At 71.3% G+C, this 22013-nt stretch carries 26 protein-coding genes; 17 read left to right on the top strand and 9 right to left on the bottom strand.

Going from position 1 to position 22013, the window contains the following annotated elements; all coding sequences use genetic code 11:
- Positions 1–100 precede the first annotated feature (100 nt).
- The 6 genes from IF28_RS0122950 to IF28_RS0122925 form a co-directional block, all read right to left on the bottom strand.
- Complete coding sequence (locus tag IF28_RS0122950) at positions 101–2155, bottom strand: pectinesterase family protein (RefSeq protein WP_030223590.1); 2055 nt, start codon at positions 2153–2155, stop codon at positions 101–103.
- An 83-nt stretch (positions 2156–2238) separates the two neighbouring features.
- Complete coding sequence (locus IF28_RS0122945; protein WP_030223589.1) at positions 2239–3660, bottom strand: sensor histidine kinase; 1422 nt, start codon at positions 3658–3660, stop codon at positions 2239–2241.
- Positions 3657–4391, bottom strand: coding sequence for a response regulator transcription factor (locus IF28_RS0122940; RefSeq protein ID WP_030223588.1), 735 nt, complete (start codon positions 4389–4391; stop codon positions 3657–3659). Before IF28_RS0122940 ends, IF28_RS0122945 begins: the two co-directional genes overlap by 4 nt.
- An 80-nt stretch (positions 4392–4471) precedes the next feature.
- Positions 4472–5479, bottom strand: coding sequence for a S1C family serine protease (locus IF28_RS0122935; RefSeq protein ID WP_030223585.1), 1008 nt, complete (start codon positions 5477–5479; stop codon positions 4472–4474).
- Positions 5480–5586: 107 nt separating this feature from the next.
- Positions 5587–6609, bottom strand: coding sequence for a LacI family DNA-binding transcriptional regulator (locus tag IF28_RS0122930; RefSeq protein ID WP_078621350.1), 1023 nt, complete (start codon positions 6607–6609; stop codon positions 5587–5589).
- A 42-nt stretch (positions 6610–6651) separates the two neighbouring features.
- On the bottom strand, positions 6652–7434 hold the full coding sequence (locus tag IF28_RS0122925; protein ID WP_030223581.1) for a response regulator transcription factor: 783 nt from the start codon (positions 7432–7434) through the stop codon (positions 6652–6654).
- Positions 7435–7656: 222 nt separating this feature from the next.
- Between IF28_RS0122925 and IF28_RS0122920 the strand changes: the two genes are divergently transcribed.
- From IF28_RS0122920 to IF28_RS0122890, 8 genes are all read left to right on the top strand, one after another.
- Positions 7657–8508: an alpha/beta hydrolase gene (locus IF28_RS0122920; protein ID WP_030223579.1), complete on the top strand. Its 852-nt coding sequence runs from the start codon at positions 7657–7659 to the stop codon at positions 8506–8508.
- A 39-nt stretch (positions 8509–8547) separates the two neighbouring features.
- A complete protein-coding gene (locus IF28_RS0122915; RefSeq protein ID WP_030223578.1) occupies positions 8548–8802 on the top strand; it encodes a MoaD/ThiS family protein in 255 nt (84 codons plus the stop codon).
- Between the two features lie 4 nt (positions 8803–8806).
- On the top strand, positions 8807–9823 hold the full coding sequence (locus tag IF28_RS0122910; protein WP_030223576.1) for a hypothetical protein: 1017 nt from the start codon (positions 8807–8809) through the stop codon (positions 9821–9823).
- A 130-nt stretch (positions 9824–9953) separates the two neighbouring features.
- Positions 9954–10694, top strand: coding sequence for a DUF2993 domain-containing protein (locus IF28_RS0122905; protein WP_030223574.1), 741 nt, complete (start codon positions 9954–9956; stop codon positions 10692–10694).
- A 206-nt stretch (positions 10695–10900) separates the two neighbouring features.
- Complete coding sequence (locus IF28_RS40400; protein WP_351998383.1) at positions 10901–11008, top strand: putative leader peptide; 108 nt, start codon at positions 10901–10903, stop codon at positions 11006–11008.
- Between the two features lie 127 nt (positions 11009–11135).
- A complete protein-coding gene (locus IF28_RS0122900; protein WP_030223571.1) occupies positions 11136–11981 on the top strand; it encodes a sulfurtransferase in 846 nt (281 codons plus the stop codon).
- Positions 11982–12026: 45 nt separating this feature from the next.
- A complete protein-coding gene (locus IF28_RS0122895) occupies positions 12027–12314 on the top strand; it encodes a DUF1416 domain-containing protein (protein ID WP_030223568.1) in 288 nt (95 codons plus the stop codon).
- A gap of 87 nt (positions 12315–12401) precedes the next feature.
- Entirely contained in the window at positions 12402–12662 is a 261-nt protein-coding gene (locus IF28_RS0122890; protein ID WP_030223566.1) for a DUF3099 domain-containing protein, read from the top strand.
- Positions 12663–12681: 19 nt separating this feature from the next.
- On the opposite strand, the gene IF28_RS0122885 is transcribed toward IF28_RS0122890, so the two are convergent.
- Positions 12682–13044 carry a DsrE family protein gene (locus IF28_RS0122885; RefSeq protein ID WP_030223562.1) on the bottom strand — a complete coding sequence of 121 codons (363 nt, stop codon included), beginning with the start codon at positions 13042–13044 and terminating at the stop codon, positions 12682–12684.
- A 101-nt stretch (positions 13045–13145) separates the two neighbouring features.
- On the opposite strand from IF28_RS0122885, the gene IF28_RS0122880 reads away from it, so the two are divergent.
- The 6 genes from IF28_RS0122880 (at position 13146) to IF28_RS0122850 (ending at position 17993) form a co-directional block, all read left to right on the top strand.
- Positions 13146–13985 carry a hypothetical protein gene (locus tag IF28_RS0122880; RefSeq protein ID WP_234325327.1) on the top strand — a complete coding sequence of 280 codons (840 nt, stop codon included), beginning with the start codon at positions 13146–13148 and terminating at the stop codon, positions 13983–13985.
- Positions 13982–14842, top strand: a complete 861-nt coding sequence (locus IF28_RS0122875; protein WP_311710884.1) for a hypothetical protein — start codon at positions 13982–13984, stop codon at positions 14840–14842. The genes IF28_RS0122880 and IF28_RS0122875 overlap by 4 nt, the downstream gene beginning before the upstream one ends.
- A complete protein-coding gene (locus IF28_RS0122870; RefSeq protein WP_030223554.1) occupies positions 14839–15693 on the top strand; it encodes a hypothetical protein in 855 nt (284 codons plus the stop codon). The genes IF28_RS0122875 and IF28_RS0122870 overlap by 4 nt, the downstream gene beginning before the upstream one ends.
- A 219-nt stretch (positions 15694–15912) precedes the next feature.
- Positions 15913–16488 carry an FABP family protein gene (locus IF28_RS0122860; protein WP_030223550.1) on the top strand — a complete coding sequence of 192 codons (576 nt, stop codon included), beginning with the start codon at positions 15913–15915 and terminating at the stop codon, positions 16486–16488.
- Between the two features lie 92 nt (positions 16489–16580).
- Positions 16581–17018: a Fur family transcriptional regulator gene (locus tag IF28_RS0122855; protein WP_030223548.1), complete on the top strand. Its 438-nt coding sequence runs from the start codon at positions 16581–16583 to the stop codon at positions 17016–17018.
- 9 nt (positions 17019–17027) lie between these two features.
- On the top strand, positions 17028–17993 hold the full coding sequence (locus tag IF28_RS0122850) for a YgfZ/GcvT domain-containing protein (RefSeq protein ID WP_030223547.1): 966 nt from the start codon (positions 17028–17030) through the stop codon (positions 17991–17993).
- Positions 17994–18003: 10 nt separating this feature from the next.
- Here the strand turns inward: IF28_RS0122850 and dtd are convergent, their stop codons facing one another.
- Positions 18004–18429 (bottom strand): D-aminoacyl-tRNA deacylase, encoded by a 426-nt coding sequence (gene dtd, locus IF28_RS0122845; protein ID WP_030223544.1) that lies wholly within the window; start codon positions 18427–18429, stop codon positions 18004–18006.
- Between the two features lie 177 nt (positions 18430–18606).
- Between dtd and IF28_RS0122840 the strand changes: the two genes are divergently transcribed.
- Together IF28_RS0122840 and IF28_RS0122835 are read left to right on the top strand one after the other, a co-directional pair.
- Positions 18607–19239, top strand: a complete 633-nt coding sequence (locus IF28_RS0122840; RefSeq protein ID WP_030223543.1) for a hypothetical protein — start codon at positions 18607–18609, stop codon at positions 19237–19239.
- A gap of 57 nt (positions 19240–19296) precedes the next feature.
- Entirely contained in the window at positions 19297–20553 is a 1257-nt protein-coding gene (locus tag IF28_RS0122835; RefSeq protein WP_030223542.1) for a GNAT family N-acetyltransferase, read from the top strand.
- 169 nt (positions 20554–20722) lie between these two features.
- On the opposite strand, the gene IF28_RS0122830 is transcribed toward IF28_RS0122835, so the two are convergent.
- Positions 20723–20908, bottom strand: a complete 186-nt coding sequence (locus IF28_RS0122830) for a hypothetical protein (protein ID WP_030223540.1) — start codon at positions 20906–20908, stop codon at positions 20723–20725.
- A 175-nt stretch (positions 20909–21083) separates the two neighbouring features.
- On the opposite strand from IF28_RS0122830, the gene IF28_RS0122825 reads away from it, so the two are divergent.
- Positions 21084–21998: a FadR/GntR family transcriptional regulator gene (locus IF28_RS0122825; RefSeq protein ID WP_078621347.1), complete on the top strand. Its 915-nt coding sequence runs from the start codon at positions 21084–21086 to the stop codon at positions 21996–21998.
- Positions 21999–22013: the final 15 nt, after the last annotated feature.

Below are 22013 nucleotides of genomic sequence, written 5' to 3'. Positions count from 1 at the left end.
GCGGGGCCGGTACGAGGTGTGTTCAGCGCCCCGTACCGGCCCCGCCGCGGTGGACGGCCCCACGCCGAGGACGGCGTGGGGCCTGTTGCGAGAGGCGGGTTCAGGACGCCGAAGGCGTCCAGCCCGCCAGCCAGTCGCCGACCTCCTGGTCGGCGGCCTGGGCGTCCGTCAGGTGCGGGCGGTTGCTGCTCGCCGAGCCCGAGCCCGCGCCCGTGTTCCGGTACTCGGCGAAGCGGTCGTCCTTCCAGGAGAAGCCGCTCATGTCGGTCCAGGGCGTGGTGCGGACCGCGGCGCTGAGGCTGGTGTTGCGGACCGTGGTCTGCGGGTCGAGGGAGGCGTCGCCGCCGGCGTGCCAGGGGCGGCCGAGGTAGAAGGTGCGGTCGGAGACGTCGCCGTTGACCGTGGAGTTGGCGATGAGGATGCCCTTGCGGTTCGCCGCCGTGCTCGGGGCCGTGATGTAGCCGGCGGAGGAGCCGTCCCAGCGCTTCTTCAGGGTGATGACGGAGCGGTCGATCACCGCGGTGGCCCGGCCGAAGATGAAGTCGACGTTCCCGACGACGTAGGAGTTGGTGACGTAGACCCGGCCCAGCTTGTCCTTGCCGGCCGTGTCCAGCAGGAGCGTGTCCTGGTCGCCCTCGACGATCACGCCGTCCAGGAAGACCTTGTCGGCCGCCGTGCGCAGGGCGACCGCCTGATGGCCGGAGAGGGACTGGTTGGCGCCCTCGTTGAAGTCGTTGGCGATGGTGAGGTTGCGGGCCTGGAAGTCGTCGGCCTCCACGGCGACCGTGGCGCTGCCCGAGGTGCCGTACGTGCCCGAGCCGTCGGGCTTCTGCGTGCCGGCCGCGTTGTTGTAGACGATCACCGTGTCCTTACGGCTGCCACCGGAGCCCTGGAAGGTGATGTGCGGCTTGTTGGACGGGACCTTGACCGTCTCGCGGTACGTGCCCGGCTTGATGGAGATCACCACGCGGGAGGAGTTGTTCGCGGGGACCGCGTTCACCGCCGCCGTGACGGTGCTGTACTGGCCCGAGCCGTCCTTGGCGACCGTGAGGGTGGTCGCCGCCGCGGCCTTCGCCGAGGCCGCCGCCGTCGTCGTACCGATCGAACCGCGCGGGCCCGTGCCCGACTTGAGGAGCGAGGGGACGTCCGCCGCGCTGTCCGGGGTGTACGCGTAGTACGCCTTCGGGTCGAACGCCGTACCGCCGCTCTCGTTGCGGCCCGACGTGCCCGAGAAGACGTTGCCGCGCTGGACGATCGTCGCCGTCGCGTCCTTGATGACCGGGTTCTTCATGCCCTGGAAGTAGCTGTTCTCCAGGACCATCCTCGTGGAGCCGCGCGAGTAGTTGCCGTACGACGAGTTGATGCCGGTGTTCGGGACGTCCTCGAGGAAGTTGTTGTACAGGTGCGCGTGGGCGCAGTTGTCCGTGGAGGGGTTGCGCTGCTCGGTCTCACGGAACCAGTTGTGGTGGATCGTGATGTCCGTGACGAGGTTCTCGGTCCAGCCGATGCCGAAGGTCTTGTTGTTGTTGCTCAGTTCGTTCCAGGACACGGTCACGTTGGTGCTGTCCTTGCGGACGTCGATCAGGCCGTCCGCCATGTTCCGCAGGTCGTTGTGGTCGATCCAGACATGGTGGGCGCCGTCCATCTGGATGGCGTCGTAGTCGTGGTCCTTGTCGTTCCAGACACCCTGGTAGGCGTCCCGGATCGTCAGATTGCGGATGATCACGTTGTGCACGCCCTGGCCGAGGAAGAAGCCTCCGCCGACGATGTGCCCGGACGTGCCGGAGCCCACGATCGTCTTGTCGGAGGCGACCTTGATCTCCTTGCCGACCGGGTTCATCGTGATCGCCCCGGCCACGACGATGACGTACGGTTCGGCGGCCGTCGCGTACTTCTCCAGGTCCGCCTGCGTCCGTACGGTGACGGTCCGGCCGTCCCGGCCGCCGTACGTGCCGTTCTGGCCGAGCGTGTCGACGGAGGCGAAGCCGTCGGCCGTCGCGGTGGCCCAGGCGGGGGCGGCGGCGGTCGCGGCGGACGCCTGCTGGGGGGCCGGGCCGGCGCCGAGGACCAGGAGTCCTGCGGTGGTGACGGCGAGGGAGAGGCCGGCCGACAGGATTCCGTGGCCCCGGCGGGCCCTGTTGCGGTGCTCGCTCATGCGGCGATCCGTTCCGTGTGGGGGAGAGGACGCCGATCGGTCGCCACCCGGCACGGAAAGGTTGCCGCCCCTTTCGGCCGGCCCTACGGCACCTCGGGGGGCGGGGTCGGAGCGCCCGGCAGCCGGATCGTGGCCGTCGTGCCGCCGCCGTCCGCCCGGGCCAGGGACACCTCGCCGCCCGCCTGCTGCACCGTACGGGCCACGATGGACAGGCCGAGCCCCGAGCCGGGCAGCGCGCGGGCGTCCGGGGAGCGCCAGAACCGGTCGAAGACGTACGGGAGTTCGTCGGCGGGGATACCGGGACCGTGATCGCGGACGGTGAGGACGCCGTCGGTGAGGCGTACGTCGACGGTGGCGCCGGCCGGGCTGAACTTCACCGCGTTGTCCAGGATGTTGACCACCGCCCGCTCCAGCGCGGACGGCTCCGCCCGCACGTACCAGGGGTGGACGTCCGCCGTGATGGTCAGTTCCGGGCCGCGCAGCCGGGCGCGGCGCAGCGCCGACCCGACCACGTCCTGCCAGGCGACGATCTGCGCCCGGCCCGCGTGCTGGCCGGTGTCCGGGCGGGACAGTTCCTGCAGATCGCCGATGAGGGCGGCGAGTTCCGTCATCTGCGCCTTCACGGAGGCGAGCAGCGCCTTGCGGTCGGCCTCCGGGATCGGGCGGCCCGTCTCCTCGCTGCGGGTGAGGAGCTCGATGTTGGTCCGCAGAGAGGTGAGCGGGGTGCGCAGTTCGTGGCCGGCGTCCGCGATGAGCTGCTGCTGGAGGTCGCGGGAGCTGGCGAGGGCGGACGTCATCGAGTTGAAGGAGCGGGAGAGGCGGGCGATCTCGTCCTCGGACTCGTCCTCCACGGGGATGCGTATCCCCAGGTCCTCGGTGCGGGCGACGTGCTCGACGGCCTCGGTGAGTCTGTCCACGGGACGCAGGGCGGTCCGGGCCACCCAGAGTCCGGCGGCGGCCGCGCCCACGACTCCCGCGCCCGCGACGAAGACCAGCACCAGCGCGAGGTTGCTGAGGGAGCTGTTCACCTCGCTCAGCGGCCGCGCCGCGGAGACGGCGACGTCCCGCAGGCCGGGCACGGTGTAGGTGAAGACGCGGTACTGCCCGCCGTCGGCCCCCTTCGCCTGGTGCAGCGCGTCGGTGGAGGTGCCCTCGGCGACGGCACGGTCGGCGTCGGTGAGCGGCACCTCCTCCGTGCCGATGATGAGACAGCTGCCGCCCTTGCTGTCCACGAGCTGCACGGACGAGCCGAAGGGGTTCTCCTCGTGGGTGACGGGGTCGTGAGCGCACAGACCGGTGCGCAGGTTGAGGTACTTGCTCACCTGCTGCCCGTCCATCCGGTTCGCCTTCAGGGCCTCGTCCAGCGAGTTCACCAGCACGCTCTTCACCACGAACCAGCAGGCCACCGCGACCGCCGCCACCGCGAACGCCACCGCCGCCGCCACCAGCAGCGACAGCCGCGCCCGGATGGGCAGCGCGCGGACGCGGCGGGCCGGCCCGTTCACTCCGCGCCGCCCTGCCGCAGCACGTACCCCACCCCCCGCACCGTGTGCACCAGGCGCGGCTCGCCGCCCGCCTCGGTCTTGCGGCGCAGGTACATGACGTACACGTCGAGCGAGTTGGACGACGGCTCGAAGTCGAAGCCCCAGACCGCCTTCAGGATCTGCTCACGCGTGAGCACTTGGCGCGGGTGCGCCATGAACATCTCCAGGAGCGTGAACTCCGTACGGGTCAGCTCCACCCGCCGTGTACCGCGTGTGACCTCGCGGGTCGACAGGTCCATGCGCAGGTCGGCGAAGGAGAGGACGTCGTCCGACTCGGCGGAGGCGGCCAGCGCCGCCGCGTACGAGCTGCGGCGCAGCAGCGCGCGGATCCGGGCGAACAGCTCGTCCAGCTCGAACGGCTTGACCAGGTAGTCGTCCGCCCCCGCGTCCAGGCCGGTCACCCGGTCGCCGACCGTGTCCCGGGCGGTCAGCATCAGGATGGGCGTGGTGTCGCCGGCGGCGCGGACCCGGCGGGCGGCGGTCAGACCGTCCATCCGGGGCATCTGGATGTCCAGGACGAACAGGTCCGGCCGGTACGCCGCCGCCTTCTCCAGGGCGTCCGCGCCGTCGACGGCGACCTCGGTGGCGTACCCCTCGAAGGCCAGGCTGCGCTGGAGCGCTTCGCGTACCGCCGGCTCGTCGTCGACGATCAGGATGCGCTGGGTGTCACGGTCGCCTTCTGCGGGGCTCATCGGCTCGGGGTTCCTCACGGGCTCTGGCGGTTCTCTGCGGTGTTCAGGCCTTCAGCGTCGCACGGCTGCCGGGCGGTTCGTCAGTTCATCGCCCCGGAGCGCAGCGCCGCCAGGTCCGACTTCACCGTGTTGACCGGGATGGCGAACCCCAGGCCCACGCTGCCGGCGTCGGCCGAGGAGGAGCCGCTGCCGCTCGCCGAGTACATGGCGGAGTTGATGCCGATGATGTTGCCGTTCATGTCGATCAGCGCGCCGCCGGAGTTGCCCGGGTTGAGGGACGCGTCGGTCTGGAGCGCCTTGTAGGTGGTCGTCGAGCCGCCCGTGTCGCCGTTGAACTGCCGGCCGCCGTACTCGAACGGCCAGCCGCCGCCCTGCTGCCCCTGCTGCTGTCCCTGGCTCTCGTCCGTCGACACCGTGACGTCACGGTCGAGGGCCGAGACGATGCCGCTGGTCACCGTGCCGGTCAGGCCCTCGGGGGAGCCGATCGCCACGACCTGGTCGCCGACCTGCACCCCGTCGGAGTCGCCGAGCGTGGCCGTCGGCATGCCGGAGGCGTCCCGCAGCTTGATCAGCGCGAGGTCCTTCTTGCTGTCGGTGCCGACGACCTCGGCGGTGTAGGTCGTGCCGTCGCTGGTGCGCACCTTGACCGAGGACGCCCCGGCCACGACGTGGTTGTTGGTGATGATCTCGCCGTCCGACGTGATGATCACACCGGAGCCGGTGGAGGAGCCCGCGTTCGACTCCGCGTTGATCTCGACGATGCTCGGGGTGACCGCCTTCGCGACGCCGGACACCGTGCCCTTCTGGCTCGACGGTACGACGTTGGTGCTGGTGGAACCGGAGGCCACCGTGTCGGGGCCGGCCAGCTCCTGGATGCCGTAGGCGGTGCCGCCGCCCACGGCCGCCGCGACGATCGCCACGGCGGCGAGCAGGACGGCCGGGCCGCGGGTCCGCTTCCGCCGTGCGCTCCGCGGCGCGTGCGAGGCCTGCCCGGCCGCCGGCGGTGCGTACGCCGGCGGGGGCGGCCACTCGGGGTTCACCTGGACGGGGCTCTCGTACTCGCCGCTCGGGCGGGGGCTCTCGGTCATGGAACAGAGCCTCGCGCCCGACGATGAGAGCATCCTGAGGGTGTGCTGAGAAGCCCGACAGAACCTCGTATGCCCGATATAAAGGCCGCCGGGGGGCGGGGCCGCGGTTACGCGCAGCCGCAGGACTGGCGCAGCACCAGACGGGACGGGTACACCTTCAGCCGCTCCCGGCGGGAGCCCGCCACCCGTACGCCGTCGTCCAGGACGAGGTCGACCGCCGAGCGGGCCATCGCCGAACGGTCGGAGGCGACCGTGGTCAGCGGCGGGTCCGCGAGCGCCGCCTCCTTGATGTCGTCGAACCCGGCGACCGCCAGCTCCCCCGGCACGTCGATGCGCAGCTCACGCGCGGCGCGCAGGATGCCGATCGCCTGGTCGTCGGTGGAGCAGAAGACGGCCGGCGGGCGGTCCGGACCGGACAGGATGTCCAGGCCGACCCGGTAGGCGTCGTAGCGGTTGTACGGAGCCTCGAAGAGACGGCCCTGCGTCGGGATGCCGGCCTCCTCCATCGCACGCCGCCAGCCCTCGACGTGGTCGGAGACCGGGTCGCCGACGGCGGGGGTGTCCGCGGTGCCGCCGACACAGGCCACGTACGCGTTCCCGTGTTCCAGCAGATGGCGTACGGCGAGCTGGGCGCCGCCCAGGTCGTCGGTGACGACGGCGACGTCGTCGATCGCCTCCGGCCGCTCGTGCAGCAGGACGACCCGGGCGTCCCACGCCTCGATCTCCGCGGCGGCCTGATCGTTGAGCGCGTGGCTGACCAGGATCAGACCGGAGACCCGCATCCCGAGGAACGCCCGCAGATAGTGGACCTCGCGCTCGGCTATGTAGTCGGTGTTGCCGACCAGCACCATCTTCCCGCGCTCGGAGGCGGCCTGCTCCACCGCGTGCGCCATCTCGCCGAAGAACGGCTGACGGGCGTCCGGGATGATCAGCCCTATGAGATCCGTGCGCCGCGAGGCCATCGCCTGCGCGACCCGGTCCGGCCGGTACCCCAGCTCCTTGATCGCGGCGAGAACGCGCTCGCGCGTGGCCGGGGCGACCGGCCGGGGTCCGTTGTTGATGACATAACTGACGACGGCGGTCGACGTACCCGCGAGTCGCGCCACATCATCCCTGGTTACCTTGGCCACGCGCGGAGTCTACGCGGATATACCCGGTGCGGGCAGGGAGTATCACACCTTGGATGAGGTGGCTGGTGAACTGTTCGCCTTTCCCGCGGTCCTGGTGTCCACCGGGGCGCCCGGCCGGGTGCCGTCGTTCGCCGTCTTCTCGGATTTCTCGGGTTTCTCCGGGGTGACGAAGCGATAGCCGACGTTGCGGACCGTGCCGATCAGCGACTCGTGCTCGGGGCCGAGCTTGGCGCGCAGCCGCCGCACATGGACGTCGACCGTGCGGGTGCCGCCGAAGTAGTCGTAGCCCCAGACCTCCTGCAGCAGCTGGGCGCGGGTGAAGACGCGGCCGGGGTGCTGCGCGAGATATTTGAGCAGTTCGAATTCCTTGAAGGTCAGGTCGAGGACCCTGCCCTTGAGTTTCGCGGAGTACGTCGCCTCGTCGACGGACAGATCGCCGTTGCGGATCTCCATCGGGGAGTCGTCGTTCACGATCTGCTGACGGCCCATGGCCAGACGCAGCCGCGCCTCCACCTCGGCCGGTCCTGCGGTGTCGAGGAGCACGTCGTCGATGCCCCAGTCCGCGGTGACGGCGGCGAGTCCGCCCTCCGTCACCACCAGGACGAGCGGGCAGCCGGGGCCCGTGGAACGCAGCAGCTGGCAGAGGCTGCGGACCTGGGGGAGGTCGCGGCGGCCGTCGACCAGGATGACGTCGGCGCCGGGGGTGTCGACGAGCGCCGGGCCCTCCGCGGGCGCCACCCGCACGCTGTGCAGCAGCAGGCCGAGGGCGGGGAGCACCTCCGTCGAGGGCTGGAGCGCGTTGGTCAGGAGCAGCAGAGAGCTCATCGCACCCCACCCGCCCGGGTCGTCGTCGTTCGCTCGTGCACGGTTCGCTCGCCCATAACGTCTGGTTCCTCCTCGGTCCCTGCGAGGACGTTTACGGCATTGCCTCGTGCGTTCGACGGCCCGTACGTCGGCGGTTTCCCGCTTCGTATACAACGCTTCCGAAAGCACAAAAGGACCCGGGGGCTTCGCTGCCCGAGTCCTCTTCGCAGCAGAATAGCCGACATGAGCACCGGTCCGGCAGGTCATGTGGCGCGTTCCACCGACGGATCCGCCGTCCGTCCGCATTCCGGGACGGGCGGTGTAACGCGGCGCGGTGCCCCAATGCGGACGTTCTTGCGTACCGCGGACGGTGTGGCGATCGATTCCGTATACGAGCCCGGAGCCGGCGCGGATTCTTCCGGTGATCTCGTGTTCGTGATCGCGCACGGGTTCACCGGGGACGCGGACCGGCCGCACATACGGCGGGTGGCGCGGGCCTTCGCGCGGTACGGCGCCGTCGTCACGTTCTCCTTCCGGGGGCACGGGGCGTCGGGCGGGCGCTCGACCGTCGGGGACCGGGAGGTGCTCGACCTCGCCGCGGTGGTCGCGTGGGCGCGCGGGCTCGGGTATGCGCGGGTGGCCACCGTGGGGTTCTCCATGGGCGGCTCCGTCGTGCTGCGGCACGCCGCGGCCGGCCGGGACGCCGGGGTCGACGCCGTCGTCTCCGTGAGCGCGCCCGCGCGCTGGTTCTACCGGGGGACCGCGCCCATGCGGCGGGTGCACTGGCTGGTCACCCGGCCCTCCGGGCGGCTCGTCGGGCGGTACGGGCTGCGGACGCGGATTCATCACCGGCAGTGGGACCCGGTGCCGCTGTCACCGGTCGAGGCGGTGCCGCGGATCGCGCCGACGCCGCTGCTGATCGTGCACGGGGACGTGGACGGGTACTTCCCGCTGGACCATCCGCGGATGCTGGCGGCCGCCGCCGGGGAGCACGGCGAGCTGTGGGTCGAGCCCGGCATGGGACACGCGGAGAACGCGGCGCCCGACGCGTTGTTGGGGCGGATCGGGGACTGGGCGGTGGGCCGGGCGGGCTAGCCTGACGGTGTTCACCGTCAACCGATTGAGGATCTGCAGATGGCAAAGGTCACGGTGCGGTACTGGGCCGCCGCCAAGGCCGCGGCCGGGGTGGCCGAGGAGCCGTACGAGGCGGGCACGCTCGCCGAGGCGCTCGACACCGTGCGCGGGCGGCATCCCGGCGAGCTCACGCGCGTGCTGCTGCGGTGCTCGTTCCTCGTCGACGGTGATCCCGTGGGCAAGCGCCCGCATGAGACGGTACGGCTGGCCGACGGTGGCACGGTCGAGGTGCTTCCGCCGTTCGCAGGAGGGTGAGGCGATGACGAACCAGCCGTACGGGGCGTACGACCCGTATCAGGAGCCGTACCAGGCGCCGCGGCAGACGCAGGGGCACGCCGGGCCTCAGGGGCACGCGGAGCCTCAGGGATACGCCGAGCCGTACGCGGATCAGCAGTACACGCAGCAGTGGCAGGGGCAGACCTGGGACACGCGGCTGCAGCCGCCGGTGGCCGAGGCTCCGACGGCTCCCCCTCCCGCTCCCGCTCCGGCGCCGGTGGCCGCCGACGGGTACGGACCGGCCACGCTGGGCGGGAACTCCCGGCTCACCGCCGCCCAGCGGGCGCGCGCCGAGGGCCGGTCGCCGATCATCGAGCCCGGTATCCAGCCCGCCGCGCTCACCGCGGTGCTGGGGCTGCTGCTGGCGGGCGGGGCGGCGCTGGGGACGTACGCGCTGCTGGTGCCGCTGGTGCTGCTGCAGGGGCTGACGGCGGCGGGCTGGTTCCGGCTGAACGGGATGTGGCCGGCCCGGCAGGGGATCGCGCTCGGCTTCCTGGCCGCGCTGGCCGCGGACGTGGCGCTGCTGGTCTCGGACCGGTCGCCCGCGGCGATCCTGGGGACGCTGGGCGTGTGGGTGCTGCTGTCGCTGGTGCTGCAGCTGCGGTCGCACGCGGATCCCGACGAGCGGATGTACGGCCTCACGGCGACGGTCGTCGCGGCGGCGCTGGCGGTCATGGCGGGCGGCCACCTGGCGGCGGACGCGTCCGCGGTGACCGTCGGCACGGTGGCCGTGGCGGCGGGGATCGTGGTCCGTGCGCTGCCGTTGCCGACCCCGGTGTCCGTGGTGGTCGCGCTCGCGGCCGCGGCGGGGGCGGGTTTCGCGCTCGACGGTTTTGACGGGGCACTGCTGGGCGCGGGCGCGGCACTCTGCGCCCTGATCGGCCACAGGGTGGCGAGCTACGACTACCCGTCCCGCTTCGTCCACTTCACCGCGGGCGTGGCCCTGCCGCTCGCGGCCGCGGCCCCCGCCGTCTGGATCGTGCCCCGCCTGACGGGCTGACCGCGCACACGGCAGGGGGGTGACGCGCCCCCCTGTCACAAGTGATCCACAATTCCCCGGCCCCCGTCCCTCCCGGCGCTACGCTCGCGAAAACGATGTCGTCGAGAGACCGCCTGGTGGGGGACACCGCATGCGTGCACTGCGAATACTGCTCATCGTCATGGCGATACTCGTCGGCATCTTCGTCGTCATCGACCGGATAGCCGTCCATATCGCCGAGGGCGAGGCCGCCGACCGTCTGAAGGCGACCGAGAACCTCGCGACCACCCCCGACGTGTCGATCAACGGCTTCCCCTTCCTCACCCAGCTCGCCGGCGGCACCCTCGACGAGGTGGAGGTCGGCATCGAGGACTACGAGGCCGGCACCGGCGACGGCGCGAAGAAGATCCGTATCGCCGACCTGCGCGCCGACATGCACGGCGTCGACTTCTCCACCGACTTCAGCTCCGCCGTCGCCGACAGCGCCACCGGCACGGCCACCATCGCCTACGACGAGCTGCTGAAGACCGCCAAGTCCGAGCCCGGCCGGGTGGCCCCGGGCATCACCGCCCGCGTCGTCGGCCTCTCCGACGGCGGCAACGGGAAGATCAAGGTCGAGGTCGAGGCCACCGTGCTCGGCACCAAGCTGCCCAAGCCGGTCGCCGTGCTCAGCTCGGTGGCGGTCGTGGACGGCGACACCGTGCGGGTGAAGGCGGACGCGGTCCCCGAGTTCGGCGGAGTGCAGATCGTCGAGTCCAGCCTGCGGCAGATCACCGACTTCGAGCAGCGGATCGACGGACTGCCCGGCGGCATCCGCCTGGACAAGGTCGAGGCGGCGCAGGACGGCGTGGAGATCTCGGTGAAGGGTTCCGACGTCCGTCTGGTCGGGTAGGGACGGGTTTGGCGGGGTGTGCCCGGGGCGCTGTCCGACAGGCGAGACGCAGGTGTCCGCAGGGTAAGTGAGGTGGTGGCGGGCCACCGTGGACGGACGCGGGAACGGTGGCTTCCGGGGCATGTGGTCCCACATGGCGGACGATCGAGTCTCACCATGCGACACACCGGTGACACGGCCGCCTGTCCGTCCTTACGATCGGCACCATGCAGTGTCAGACGAGCGTCCTCCGGTCGAGGGGACAGGCGGATCTCACGAAGCGGCGGGCAGTGGACCTGTGCCGTGTCGCCGCCATGCTCTGTCGCACTTTCTGAAGCGGGCGCATCGCCGCGTCCGCGTCCCCGCACCGCCCCGCTGAGGGCATCCGTGCGCCGGCCCCACCGCGGCCGCGCACCCTCTCACCCGCACGCCCCGCCGCAACTGCCCCGGAGGAGAAGAAGCATGAGCCGCAGCGACGTCCTGGTCGACGCCGACTGGGTCCAGGAGCACCTGGACGACCCCACCATCGCCCTCGTCGAGGTGGACGAGGACACGTCCGCCTACGAGAAGAACCACATCAAGAACGCCATCCGGATCGACTGGACCAAGGACCTCCAGGACCCGGTCCGCCGTGACTTCGTCGACCAGGCCGGCTTCGAGAAGCTCCTGTCCGACAAGGGCATCGGCAACGACCACACGGTCGTCCTCTACGGCGGCAACAACAACTGGTTCGCGTCGTACGCCTACTGGTACTTCAAGCTGTACGGCCACGACAGCGTCAAGCTCCTCGACGGCGGCCGCAAGAAGTGGGAGCTCGACGCCCGCGAGCTGGTCCCCGGCGACGAGGTGCCGGAGCGCCCGAAGACCGACTACCGGGCCAAGCCGCAGGACGCGTCCATCCGCGCCTTCCGCGACGACGTCGTGGCCGCCATCGGCAACCAGAACATCGTCGACGTGCGCTCCCCCGACGAGTTCTCCGGCAAGCTGCTCGCCCCGGCCCACCTGCCGCAGGAGCAGTCGCAGCGCCCCGGCCACGTGCCGAGCTCCCGCAACATCCCGTGGTCCAAGAACGCCAACGACGACGGCACGTTCAAGTCCGACGACGAGCTCAAGGCCCTCTACGAGGACGAGCAGGTCGACCTGGCCAAGGACACCATCGCCCTGTGCCGCATCGGTGAGCGCTCGGCGCTGACCTGGTTCGTGCTGCACGAGCTGCTCGGCGTGGAGAACGTCAAGAACTACGACGGCTCCTGGACCGAGTACGGCTCCCTCGTCGGCGTGCCGATCGAGCTCGGCTCCGGCAAGTAGTCCTCCCCCGACCGACCTTTCCAGACCCCCCTTCAGGAGTAAGACATGTGCGGTGCGAAGGCCGGCGGCCCGGACGCCTCGACGATCAAGCCCGGTGAGACCACGATCCAGGGTCAGGTGACCCGTGACGGGGAGCCGGTGACGGGCTACGTCCGTCTGCTGGACTCGACCGGCGAGTTCACCGCGGAGGTCCCGACCTCCGCCACCGGACAGTTCCGCTTCTACGCGGCGGAAGGCACCTGGACCCTCCGTGCCCTGGTGCCCGGAGGCACCGCCGACCGCACGGTCGTCGCCGAGCAGGGCGGTCTGGCCGAGGTCGCGATCGCGGTCTGAGGAGACGGGAACGGCCGAGGGGCCGCACCCCACGGGTTGGACGCCCGGGGTGCGGCCCCTCGGCGTTCCCGGACCTACGCTGGACGTATGTACGCGCGCAGGCGGCACGTCTACTTCGCCATGATGGGCACCTGTATCGGGCTGTTCGTCCTGGCCTGGGGTGTGGTGCGGCTGTGGTCGGTGCCGGCGGCCGTGGGCATGTGCCTGGCGGCGATGGTCATCCCGCCGGTCGCCGCGATGGTCGCCAACCGGCGGGGGCCGGAGGACCGCTGGTGGGACGATCCGTCCGGCGACCCGAAGTCCGACGAGTGGTGGGACGAACTGGACGGCAGGAAGCGGCCCCGGTGAGCGGCCGGGGCCGGCGGGCTCAGTAGACGAGTGCCTGGGTGTCGTCCGCCATGGACTCCTGTACGAAGACCTGCGCGCCGGCGATCCGTACGCCCTCGACGACGTCCTTCTCCGTGATGTCGCGGCGGGCCGCGCACTGGGTGCACAGGGTGACCCGGCCGGCCGCCAGGACCGATTCCAGCAGGTCGGACAGCGGGGCGGAGTGCTCCAGTTCGAACTCGGCGGCGCGGCCCGGCAGCGCGAACCACGCGGACTCGCCGGTGAGCCAGAGGGACACCTCGACCCCGCTGGCCGCGGCCACCGCCGCCACCGTGAACGCCTGCGAGCAGCGCTCGCGTGCGTCGGTCCCTGCCGTCACTTTGATCACAAGCTTCTTCGCCATGACCGAATCGTAATCATGATCGCTACAACTTCGGCCGGCTCCTGTGGGTCTTCTGTGCGCGCGTAGTCGGAATACGCGCTTCACCTTCTGTGGGGGAAGTCTTGGAACAACCCGAAGAACCAGCGGACAGATCACCGGCCACACCGCCCCCGCCGGGGGCCACCCCGGCAGCCCCGGCCGAGGCGGGTCATGCCTCGGAGGCCCCGGGGGCTTCCGATGCCCCCGGCGCGGCCCCGAAGCGGCGGCGCGGGCGGACTGTCGCCCTCGTCGCCGTCGCCGCCGTGCTCGGTGTGGTCGCCGGTACCTGTGCCGGGTATCTCGTGCAGGCCGACCGGGAGCCCACCGGGCTGCCCCCGCTGTCGCAGCCCGTGCTCGCGCAGGCGAAGGGCGAGGCACCCGAGCCGTTGCCGGCCGCACGGGACCGGCGGGTGAAGACCGACGGTGATCTGCGCAAGCTGCTGCTCAAGAAGCCGCGCGGGGCCGAGGAGCCCGACTGGCCGATGGGCAGTGACGGCTGGATGGAGCTCACCGAGTTCGCCGGGTACTACGAGGAGCCCGGGGACATGTTCGGGGGGCTCGTCATGGACGGGTTCCGCCGTGCCGCCGTCACCGGGTGGTCCGACAACGACCACAGCGTGGAGATCCGGCTCATCCAGTTCCGCCAGGAGGAGACCCTGGCCGCCGCCGAGACGGTCGACAACAGCCAGTACTGGGCGGACGAGGAGGACGGCACCGACAGCTGGCTCGTGCCCGGCACCGGGGAGGGCCGGGTGTACGTCCACAAGAACCCCGACCGGGAGCCCGGCTACGAGCCCGTGTACGGCGCGGAGGCGCACATCTGGCGGGGGGACATCGCCGTGGAGATCTGGGTGTACGGGTCCAAGCCGGTCCCCAAGAAAATGATCATGGATCTGGCCGAGCGGCAGATGGAGCGGCTGTGAGCGAGACAGAGACCCCGCCCGAGGAGCAGACGCCCGAGCCGGTCGCCGAGCCGGTCGCCGAGCCGGTCGCCGAGTCGGCCGCCGAGCCGGTCGCCGAACCCGCCGCGAAGCGGCCCGTGCGATGGGGGCGCATCGCCGCCGTCGCCGGGTCCGTACTGCTGGCCGGGGCCGTGATCGCCGGCGTGGGCTACACCGTCGTGACCGTGAACGGCGCGGACCGCGACGCCGGCGCGCCCCGCTGGAAGCTGCCCAAGGCGTCCGCCGCCGCGACGGAGAAGCCCGAGGAGCGGGGGCTGGCCGGAATGCTCGTGCCGTACGGGTACGACAACCTCCTCCCGGGACCGGACCTCTCCGAGTTCGGCAGGGACGAACAGTTCGACGGGGCCAGGGCCTCCGCCCTGCACAAGAGGGCGCTGAGCGGTCTCCCGCGCTCCGAGCGCAAGGAGCTGGAGAAGGAGATCGACAGCTGGCGCGTGCAGGGGATGGCGATGCGCAGCTACACCAGCGGGTCGACCAGCGTCTACAGCCCGATAGAGGTCTACACCGTGGGCATCGTGCTCACCCGGATGAAGGACCGGGAGGCCGTGCGGGACCTAGCGACGTACCAGGACGGCTTCATCGAGGCCCTCGACATCTTCCGCGAGGGCCCGAAGATCAAGGGCCACAAGAACGCCAAGTGCTTCCTGCCGCCCGAGGACGAGGAGGCCGGGATCGACTCGATGGAGTGCTCCGCCTACGTCGGGGACGTGCTGGTCACCCTCACGGCCGCGGGCGGCAAGCCCCTCGACACCAAGAGCGTCGCCACGCTGTTCGGTCAGCAGCTGGACCGTATCGACGAACCCGGGAAGGCCGTATGAGCGAGCAGCAGGTCCTCCCCGAGGGCGGGTCCGCCCCCACCCCGCCACCCGTCCCCGCCGCACCGCCCGGGCCCCCGCCCGCGCGCGGCGACCGCCGCGTGCTGCGCGCCGCCCTGCGCTGGACCGCCGCCGTCGTGGTCTTCGCCGTGGCCGGCGCCGGCACGGCGTACGGGATCACCCGGATGGAGCGTACGGACGTACCCGGACTCGCGACGGAGTCCGACGGACGGTGGGACTACCCGCCGCTGACCAAGCCGCCGCTGCCCGCCGGCCGCCCCGGACCCGCGGCCGAGTCCAACCCGGCCGGCACCCACCACGCCGACCTGCGCGCCCTGCTGCTGCCCGCCCCCAAGGGGGCGAAGGAGGACGAGGCGCTGCGCGGCGAGGACGGCTGGCTCGCGACGGACGACTTCCTGAAGGAGTACGGCGAGAAGGAGGACCGGGACGAGTTCCGGCAGAAGCTCACCGACGCCGGCCTCCGGCACATCGCGGCACGCGGCTGGACCACCGGGGACGGCACCCGGACCCGGGTCTACCTGCTGCGGTTCGACACCGCGGCCATGGTCGAGGACACCTTCTTCACCACGTACTTCTCCTACAGCGACCCGGCGTACTCCGTGCGGGGCACCGAGAGCATGGGCTTCGACAAGGGCTTCTCGGAGAAGATCGCCGTCCCGGGGGTCCAGCGCACCCCCTACGTCGAGGCCAAGCCGTACGGCAAGGAGCAGGAGCGTTACGCCTACCTCGCGGCCGGTGACGTACTCGCCCTGGTGGTGCAGTCCCGCAAGGGCACCGCGCACGCCGTGCCGTTCCGGCAGACGGTCGTGCTGCAGAGCCAGCTGCTGGGGTAGACCCCGGCGGACCTCGGCCGCCAGGGCCGGGCCCCGGCCGCGTAAGCTGGGGCCCGGCCCCTGCACAGCACCGCACCCCGCTCAAGGAGCACCCCGTGACCCTCTTCTTCGAAATTCTCCTGGTCCTGGTCTGCGTCGGCGTTCTCGCCTTCGCCGGACTGACCGTGAAGAAGCTGTACCAGGGCCAGCGCTGATCACCGACGCCAGGAAGTACCGCTCATGATCGAGATCCCGTCCGACCTGCACAAGGACCTCGTCCCGCTCGCCTTCCTGCTCGGCGACTGGGCCGGCGCGGGCGTGCACGACTTCCCGGGCGCCGAGAAGTGCAACTTCGGCCAGGAGGTCACCTTCCGCCACGACGGCCGGGACTTCCTTGAGTACGCCTCCCACACCTGGGTGCTGGACGGCGACGGCAACAAGGTCCGCCCGCTGGAGTCCGAGCACGGCTTCTGGCGTATCGACGTGGACCGCAAGGTCGAGGTGACGATGACCCGCGACGACGGCGTCATCGAGATCTGGTACGGCGAGCTGGCCGACCGGAAGCCGCAGATCGACCTGGTCACGGACGCGGTGGCGCGCACGGCCGCCTCGGGCCCCTACACCGGCGGCAAGCGGCTGTACGGCTACGTCAAGAGCGACCTGATGTGGGTCGGCGAGAAGCAGACCCCCGAGGTCGAGCTGCGCCCCTACATGTCGGCGCACCTGAAGAAGGTCGTCACGCCGGAGGAGGTCGAGCGCTGGGCCAAGGCCCTGCCCGACGACATGCCCGACGACGGCATCGCTTTCTTCAAGTAGCCCACAGGGCCTGTCCGGCGGCTCGTCGCAGCCCGGGTGAGCCGCCGACTTCCTAGGGCCTGCTCCGCCGGACAGGCCCTAGACTCGTCGGTGTGGTGAGCACCGACTGGAAGAGTGACCTCAGGCAGCGCGGCTACCGGCTGACCCCGCAGCGGCAGCTGGTCCTCGAAGCCGTGGACACCCTCGAACACGCGACCCCCGACGACATCCTCTGCGAAGTGCGGAAGACGGCGTCGGGGGTCAACATCTCCACCGTGTACCGCACCCTGGAGCTCCTCGAGGAGCTCGGCCTCGTCAGCCATGCCCACCTCGGGCACGGGGCGCCGACATACCACCTCGCCGACCGGCACCACCACATCCACCTGGTCTGCCGGGACTGTACGAACGTGATCGAGGCGGATGTGTCCGTGGCCGCCGAGTTCACGGCGAAGCTGCGCGAGCAGTTCGGGTTCGACACCGACATGAAGCACTTCGCGATCTTCGGACGGTGCGAGGACTGCGACCTGAAGAGTTCAACTACCGAGTCGTAGGCTAGGCATATGAAGAGCCCCCTGCTGACCCTGCCCGGCGCCGTCCCCGCCGAGGGCGTGGACGAAGGCGTGGCCGCCCACTACGGCGACCTGTTCCGCGAGCAGCGCGCCCTCGCCGACGGTTCCGGTTTCGTCGACCTGTCCCACCGCGGGGTCGTCGCCGTGTCCGGCTCCGACCGGCTGACCTGGCTGCATCTGCTGCTCACCCAGCACGTCACCGACCTCCCGCCCCACCGGGCCACCGAGGCGCTGATACTTTCCGCGAACGGCCACATCGAGCACGCGCTCTATCTGGTCGACGACGGGGAGACGGTCTGGGCGCACGTCGAGCCCGGCAGCCAGGAGGCGCTGATCGCCTACCTGGAGTCGATGAAGTTCTTCTACCGGGTCGAGGTCGCCGACCGCACCGCCGACACCGCCGTGGTGCATCTGCCGGCCGGGTCCATCGCGGACGTGCCCGAGGGCGTCGTCGTCCGCGAGACGCCGTACGGGCGGGACGTCTTCCTGCCGCGCGCCGATCTGGAGTCGTACACCGGGAAGACCGGGCCGGCCGCCGGGATCCTCGCCTACGAGGCGCTGCGGGTCGAGCAGCACCGGCCGCGGGTCGGCTTCGAGACCGACCACCGCACCATCCCGCACGAGCTGGGCTGGATCGGCACCGCCGTGCATCTGCAGAAGGGCTGCTACCGGGGCCAGGAGACGGTCGCCCGGGTGCAGAACCTGGGGAAGCCGCCGCGCCGCCTCGTCTTCCTGCACCTGGACGGCAGCGAGGTCCATCTGCCGCCGGCCGGGACCGGGATCCGGCTCGCCGACGACGGCCCCGACGGGCGGAAGATCGGCTTCATCACGACGTCCGTACGCCACCACGAGCTGGGCCCCGTCGCGCTGGCGCTGGTGAAGCGGAACGTGCCGGTGGACGCCAGGCTGCTCGCCGGGGACACCGCGGCGGCCCAGGAGACCGTCGTCGAGCCCTGAGCCGTACGGCTCAGATCTCCAGCAGCACGGTGAACGGGCCGTCGTTGGTCAGCGACACCCGCATCCTCGCCCCGAAGCGGCCCGTCGCCACCGTCGCGCCCAGCGCGCGCAGCCGCGTGACCACCTCGTCGACCAGCGGCTCGGCGAGATCGCCGGGCGCGGCGGCGTTCCAGGTGGGGCGACGGCCCTTGCGGGCATCGCCGTAAAGGGTGAACTGGCTGATCACCAGCAGCGGGGCGCCGATGTCGCTGCAGGACTTCTCGTCCTGGAGCATCCGGACCGACCAGAGCTTGCGGGCGAGCTGCGCCGCCTTCTCCATGGTGTCCTCGTGGGTGACGCCGACGAGGACGCACAGTCCCTCGCCCTCGATCGCCCCCACCGTCTCGCCGTCCACGATCACGCTCGCGCCGTCGACCCGCTGTACCACTGCTCGCATACGACCATCATGCCGGTCGGGGAACAGACGGCCGACGGCGGCCCACGAGGGACCCCGGTCGGGCTATTTTTACTCCTTACCGCCCATCTGGGGCGGATCGGGGGCACTCGCTCACAATGGGACCGCTTGGGGTGGCACGATGCTGGCACATGCCGGTCGAGGGGACGGTTGAGGCACATGAGCACACCGGGGATCGGACAGCCGCGCGGGGCTGTCGCGTCGACCCAGTCGGGCACCGGGGAGCGGGAGTTCGGCCGGCCGCCCACACAGCGCACGGACAGTCCGGTGCTGCCCGAGGACCGGGCGGTGCACGACCTGTTCGTGCTCGGCCTGGCCGAACTGCGGGCGGTGCGCCGGGACGCGCAGCGCGACGAGACCGACCTGAGTTACGTACGGCGGCTGCTGCAGGGGCGGATCGACATCCTGCGGGCGGAACTGACCCGGCGGCTGCCGCGGGAGACGCCGTCGGTCGTCGCGCGCGGGGAGGCGTCCGTGATCGAGCGGCTGGGGGAGATCCTGCGGGACACCCCGGCCCGGCACCGCTCCTCCGCCCGGCACGTCACGCTGGGGACACCGCAGAGCGAGGAGTACCGGCGGCTGGCGGCCGAGATGCTCGCCGAGGTGGAGCTGTCCGACCTGGGCGCCCGCACCGACGGGGAGCTGAACACGGCGATGGGGCGGCTGGTGCGGTACGAGCAGCAGGTGTCCCGGCGGCGGCAGCGGCTGCAGCGTACGGCGGACGAGTGCGGCGCGGAGATCGCGCGCCGGTACCGGGACGGGGAGGCGCAGGTCGACGACCTCCTCGTCTGAGGACGGTCGGGGAAAACCTCTTCGACACCCGGCGCGGGGCCGACCTACCGTGAGGTCATGACCTCCCGCGCCGGCGTCGACGTACGTCCGATCACCGAGTCCGAGTTCGCCGACTGGCAACGGGCGATGAACGTGGGGTTCCTGCGGGAGCCCGGCCTGTCCGAGGAGATCCTCGACGCGCGCCGGGAGCAGTTCACTCCCGGCCGGTCGGTCGGGGCCTTCGACGGCGGGCGGTGTGTGGCGACGTTCCGTTCGTTCGCTCAGGAGCTGACGGTGGTCGGCGGGGCGACCGTGCCCGCCGACGCCGTCACCAACGTCACCGTGACCGCCACCCACCGCCGGCGCGGGCTGCTGACCCGCATGATGGAGCGCGACCTCGCCGCCGCGAAGGAGCGCGGGGACGTCGTGGCGACGCTGATCGCGGCCGAGTACCCGATCTACGGGCGGTACGGCTTCGGCCCGGCCACCTCGGCGGCCGAGTGGACGATCGACGTGCCGCGCGCCGGTCTCGACCCGCGCCGGGCGGGCCCGGAGGACGGCGGCCGGGTCGACCTGGTGGACGCCGGGGACGTCCGCAAGCTGGGCCCCGAGCTGCATGAGCGGCTGCGCCGTACCCAGCCGGGCGTGGTCAGCCGGGACGAGCTGTGGTGGCGGGTGACGACCGGGGCGGTGCGCTTCTGGCCGGACTTCAAGGAGCCGTACTACGTGGTGTACCGGTCGGCCGCCGGTGAGGTGGAGGGCATGGCCGCCTACACCGTCGACGACGAGTGGACCGACGCCAAGCAGCCGCTGAACACGGCACGGGTGAAGTGGCTGACCGGGGTGACCCCGGCCGCCGAGCGCGCGCTGTGGCTGTACCTGTGTTCCATCGACTGGGTGGTGAGGGTGAAGAGCGGCTGGCGGGCGCCGGACGATCTGCTCCCGCACTTCCTGCCGGACCCGCGCGCAGCCGCCGTGACCACACAGGCGGACTGGCTGTGGGTACGGATCCTGGACGTCGTACGGGCCCTGGAGGCGCGGACGTACGAGGGCGCGGGGTCGCTGGTGCTGGAGGTGGCCGACCGGGCGGGGGCGGCGGCGGGACGTTACCGGCTGGAGGTGTCCGAGGACGGGACCGGGGTCTGTGAGCCGGCCGCCGGGAGTGCCGATCTGTCCCTGGACGTCGCCGAGTTGGCCGTGCTGTGGCTCGGTGACGAGTCGGCGGTGCGGCTGGCGGCGCTCGGCCGGGTCCGGGAAGAACGAGCGGGCGCCGTCCGTCAGGCCGACGCCCTGCTGCGTACTTCCAGGCGACCGTGGTGCCCGGACGTGTTCTGAGCGCGGTCGCTGTCGCGCCTGTACCGCCTGCCTCCTTCCGTCGACGACGGGTGGGTTCTCATCCGTAGCGAGCTGTTCAGTTGTGGTTGTTGTGCGGGTGGTGCCCGTCGGCAGGGCTCCCGGCTCCCCTCCGGAAGGGAGTCCGGCCGGCGGTCCGTACGGTGTGCTGTCAGCCGGACTGGGCGAGCAGCATCACGAGGATGACCGCGCCGATGCCGCTGACCAGGGTGTTGCGTGCCTTGATGCCCACGGTGAGGGCGACGAAGGCGATGATTCCCATCGGTCCGTACTTCCACTGGACGAGTTGCTCGAACCCGATGGCCAGCGCTGCGAGGACGATGGCGATGAGCGGCATGGCGGTCCCCCTAGGTGTTCACGGCCTCCCACCCGCCTCCTGATGGCCAACCCCTGAGGAGCCTCAACCAGGTTGTGCGAGTTGGTAGCCAACTTCTCCTTAGTTATAGCCACTTGGAAGAGTCCTATAACCATCCTTCACTGAACTGCCCGAAGATGGCGGGAAGTTGTAGTGTTTGGCTGTGGACCCGGAACACGCCTCCGCCACTGGTCGGACGAAGCCCCAGCGGCCACAGCCGACACATCGCGAGGTGGCCGACGAGCTGCGCACCCGGATCAGGACCAGGGTGCTGCGGCCGGGCCAGCGCATGCCCACCCAGGCCCAGCTGGCCGCCGAATTCGGTGTGGAGCGCCCCGCGGTGCGCCAGGCGCTGCGCATCCTGCAGTCCGAGGGGCTGCTCACGAACGTCTCCAAGGGCGCCCCGGCGACCGTCGCCGCCGACCCCGGCAGGGCGCTGACCGGCCCCGCCGCACCTCCGCTGCCCACCACGGTGGGCCTCGGGCCCAGGGTCGCCGCCGCCTTCGGGGCCGAGCACGTCGAGATCGACGCCGTCTGTCTGACCTCCATCTCCCTCACCCTCGCCATCGGGGAGCCGCTGCGGCAGATTCACTCCGGGCGGCTGAAACCGGCCAAGGTCGACCTGCGGGTCCTGCTGCCCGGCCGGAACATCGACCTCGCCTTCCCGGTGCCGGTCGAGGGGTCCGGCGGCACCGAGGGGCCGGTCCACGAGCGGTGGCTGGCCCAGCGCAACGCCCAGGGGCAGGTGCTGCGCCACAACCTGCTGGCGCTACGCGCCACCCACGGCATCGACGTACGGGTCACCTTCCGCGCGCTCCCCTTCACCCCGCCGGTGAAGCTGTACCTGCTCAACGGCACGGAGGCGCTGTTCGCCTACTACACGCTGGCGCGCAGCAAGGCCCAGATCGACCAGGAGTACCTGGAGATGTACGACGCCCAGGGCATCCGGTCCATGCTGTTCACCTTCGAGCAGGGGCCGGGCCTGCGGGACACCACGTTCGTGGAGCAGTCCCGGCTGTGGTTCGACGCGCTGTGGGAGACGATCAGTTCGGAGCTGGTGCTCACCGGCTGAGGTCTCCCGCGCGCC

The sequence above is a fragment of the Streptomyces sp. NRRL WC-3626 genome (assembly GCF_000718785.1).
Taxonomy (GTDB): Bacteria; Actinomycetota; Actinomycetes; order Streptomycetales; family Streptomycetaceae; genus Streptomyces; species Streptomyces edwardsiae.
This window is presented reverse-complemented; position numbering and strand designations above follow the sequence as displayed.

What these genes read in the sequence shown, in the direction of transcription:
- IF28_RS0122950 (WP_030223590.1), bottom strand. Translation starts at nt 2,155, where the DNA reads ATGAGCGAGCACCGCAACAGGGCCCGCCGGGGCCACGGAATCCTGTCG.
- IF28_RS0122940 (WP_030223588.1), bottom strand. Translation starts at nt 4,391, where the DNA reads ATGAGCCCCGCAGAAGGCGACCGTGACACCCAGCGCATCCTGATCGTC.
- IF28_RS0122935 (WP_030223585.1), bottom strand. Translation starts at nt 5,479, where the DNA reads ATGACCGAGAGCCCCCGCCCGAGCGGCGAGTACGAGAGCCCCGTCCAG.
- IF28_RS0122925 (WP_030223581.1), bottom strand. Translation starts at nt 7,434, where the DNA reads ATGAGCTCTCTGCTGCTCCTGACCAACGCGCTCCAGCCCTCGACGGAG.
- IF28_RS0122920 (WP_030223579.1), top strand. Translation starts at nt 7,657, where the DNA reads ATGAGCACCGGTCCGGCAGGTCATGTGGCGCGTTCCACCGACGGATCC.
- IF28_RS0122915 (WP_030223578.1), top strand. Translation starts at nt 8,548, where the DNA reads ATGGCAAAGGTCACGGTGCGGTACTGGGCCGCCGCCAAGGCCGCGGCC.
- IF28_RS0122910 (WP_030223576.1), top strand. Translation starts at nt 8,807, where the DNA reads ATGACGAACCAGCCGTACGGGGCGTACGACCCGTATCAGGAGCCGTAC.
- IF28_RS0122905 (WP_030223574.1), top strand. Translation starts at nt 9,954, where the DNA reads ATGCGTGCACTGCGAATACTGCTCATCGTCATGGCGATACTCGTCGGC.
- IF28_RS40400 (WP_351998383.1), top strand. Translation starts at nt 10,901, where the DNA reads ATGCAGTGTCAGACGAGCGTCCTCCGGTCGAGGGGACAGGCGGATCTC.
- IF28_RS0122900 (WP_030223571.1), top strand. Translation starts at nt 11,136, where the DNA reads ATGAGCCGCAGCGACGTCCTGGTCGACGCCGACTGGGTCCAGGAGCAC.
- IF28_RS0122895 (WP_030223568.1), top strand. Translation starts at nt 12,027, where the DNA reads ATGTGCGGTGCGAAGGCCGGCGGCCCGGACGCCTCGACGATCAAGCCC.
- IF28_RS0122890 (WP_030223566.1), top strand. Translation starts at nt 12,402, where the DNA reads ATGTACGCGCGCAGGCGGCACGTCTACTTCGCCATGATGGGCACCTGT.
- IF28_RS0122885 (WP_030223562.1), bottom strand. Translation starts at nt 13,044, where the DNA reads ATGGCGAAGAAGCTTGTGATCAAAGTGACGGCAGGGACCGACGCACGC.
- IF28_RS0122870 (WP_030223554.1), top strand. Translation starts at nt 14,839, where the DNA reads ATGAGCGAGCAGCAGGTCCTCCCCGAGGGCGGGTCCGCCCCCACCCCG.
- IF28_RS0122860 (WP_030223550.1), top strand. Translation starts at nt 15,913, where the DNA reads ATGATCGAGATCCCGTCCGACCTGCACAAGGACCTCGTCCCGCTCGCC.
- IF28_RS0122850 (WP_030223547.1), top strand. Translation starts at nt 17,028, where the DNA reads ATGAAGAGCCCCCTGCTGACCCTGCCCGGCGCCGTCCCCGCCGAGGGC.
- dtd (WP_030223544.1), bottom strand. Translation starts at nt 18,429, where the DNA reads ATGCGAGCAGTGGTACAGCGGGTCGACGGCGCGAGCGTGATCGTGGAC.
- IF28_RS0122840 (WP_030223543.1), top strand. Translation starts at nt 18,607, where the DNA reads ATGAGCACACCGGGGATCGGACAGCCGCGCGGGGCTGTCGCGTCGACC.
- IF28_RS0122835 (WP_030223542.1), top strand. Translation starts at nt 19,297, where the DNA reads ATGACCTCCCGCGCCGGCGTCGACGTACGTCCGATCACCGAGTCCGAG.
- IF28_RS0122830 (WP_030223540.1), bottom strand. Translation starts at nt 20,908, where the DNA reads ATGCCGCTCATCGCCATCGTCCTCGCAGCGCTGGCCATCGGGTTCGAG.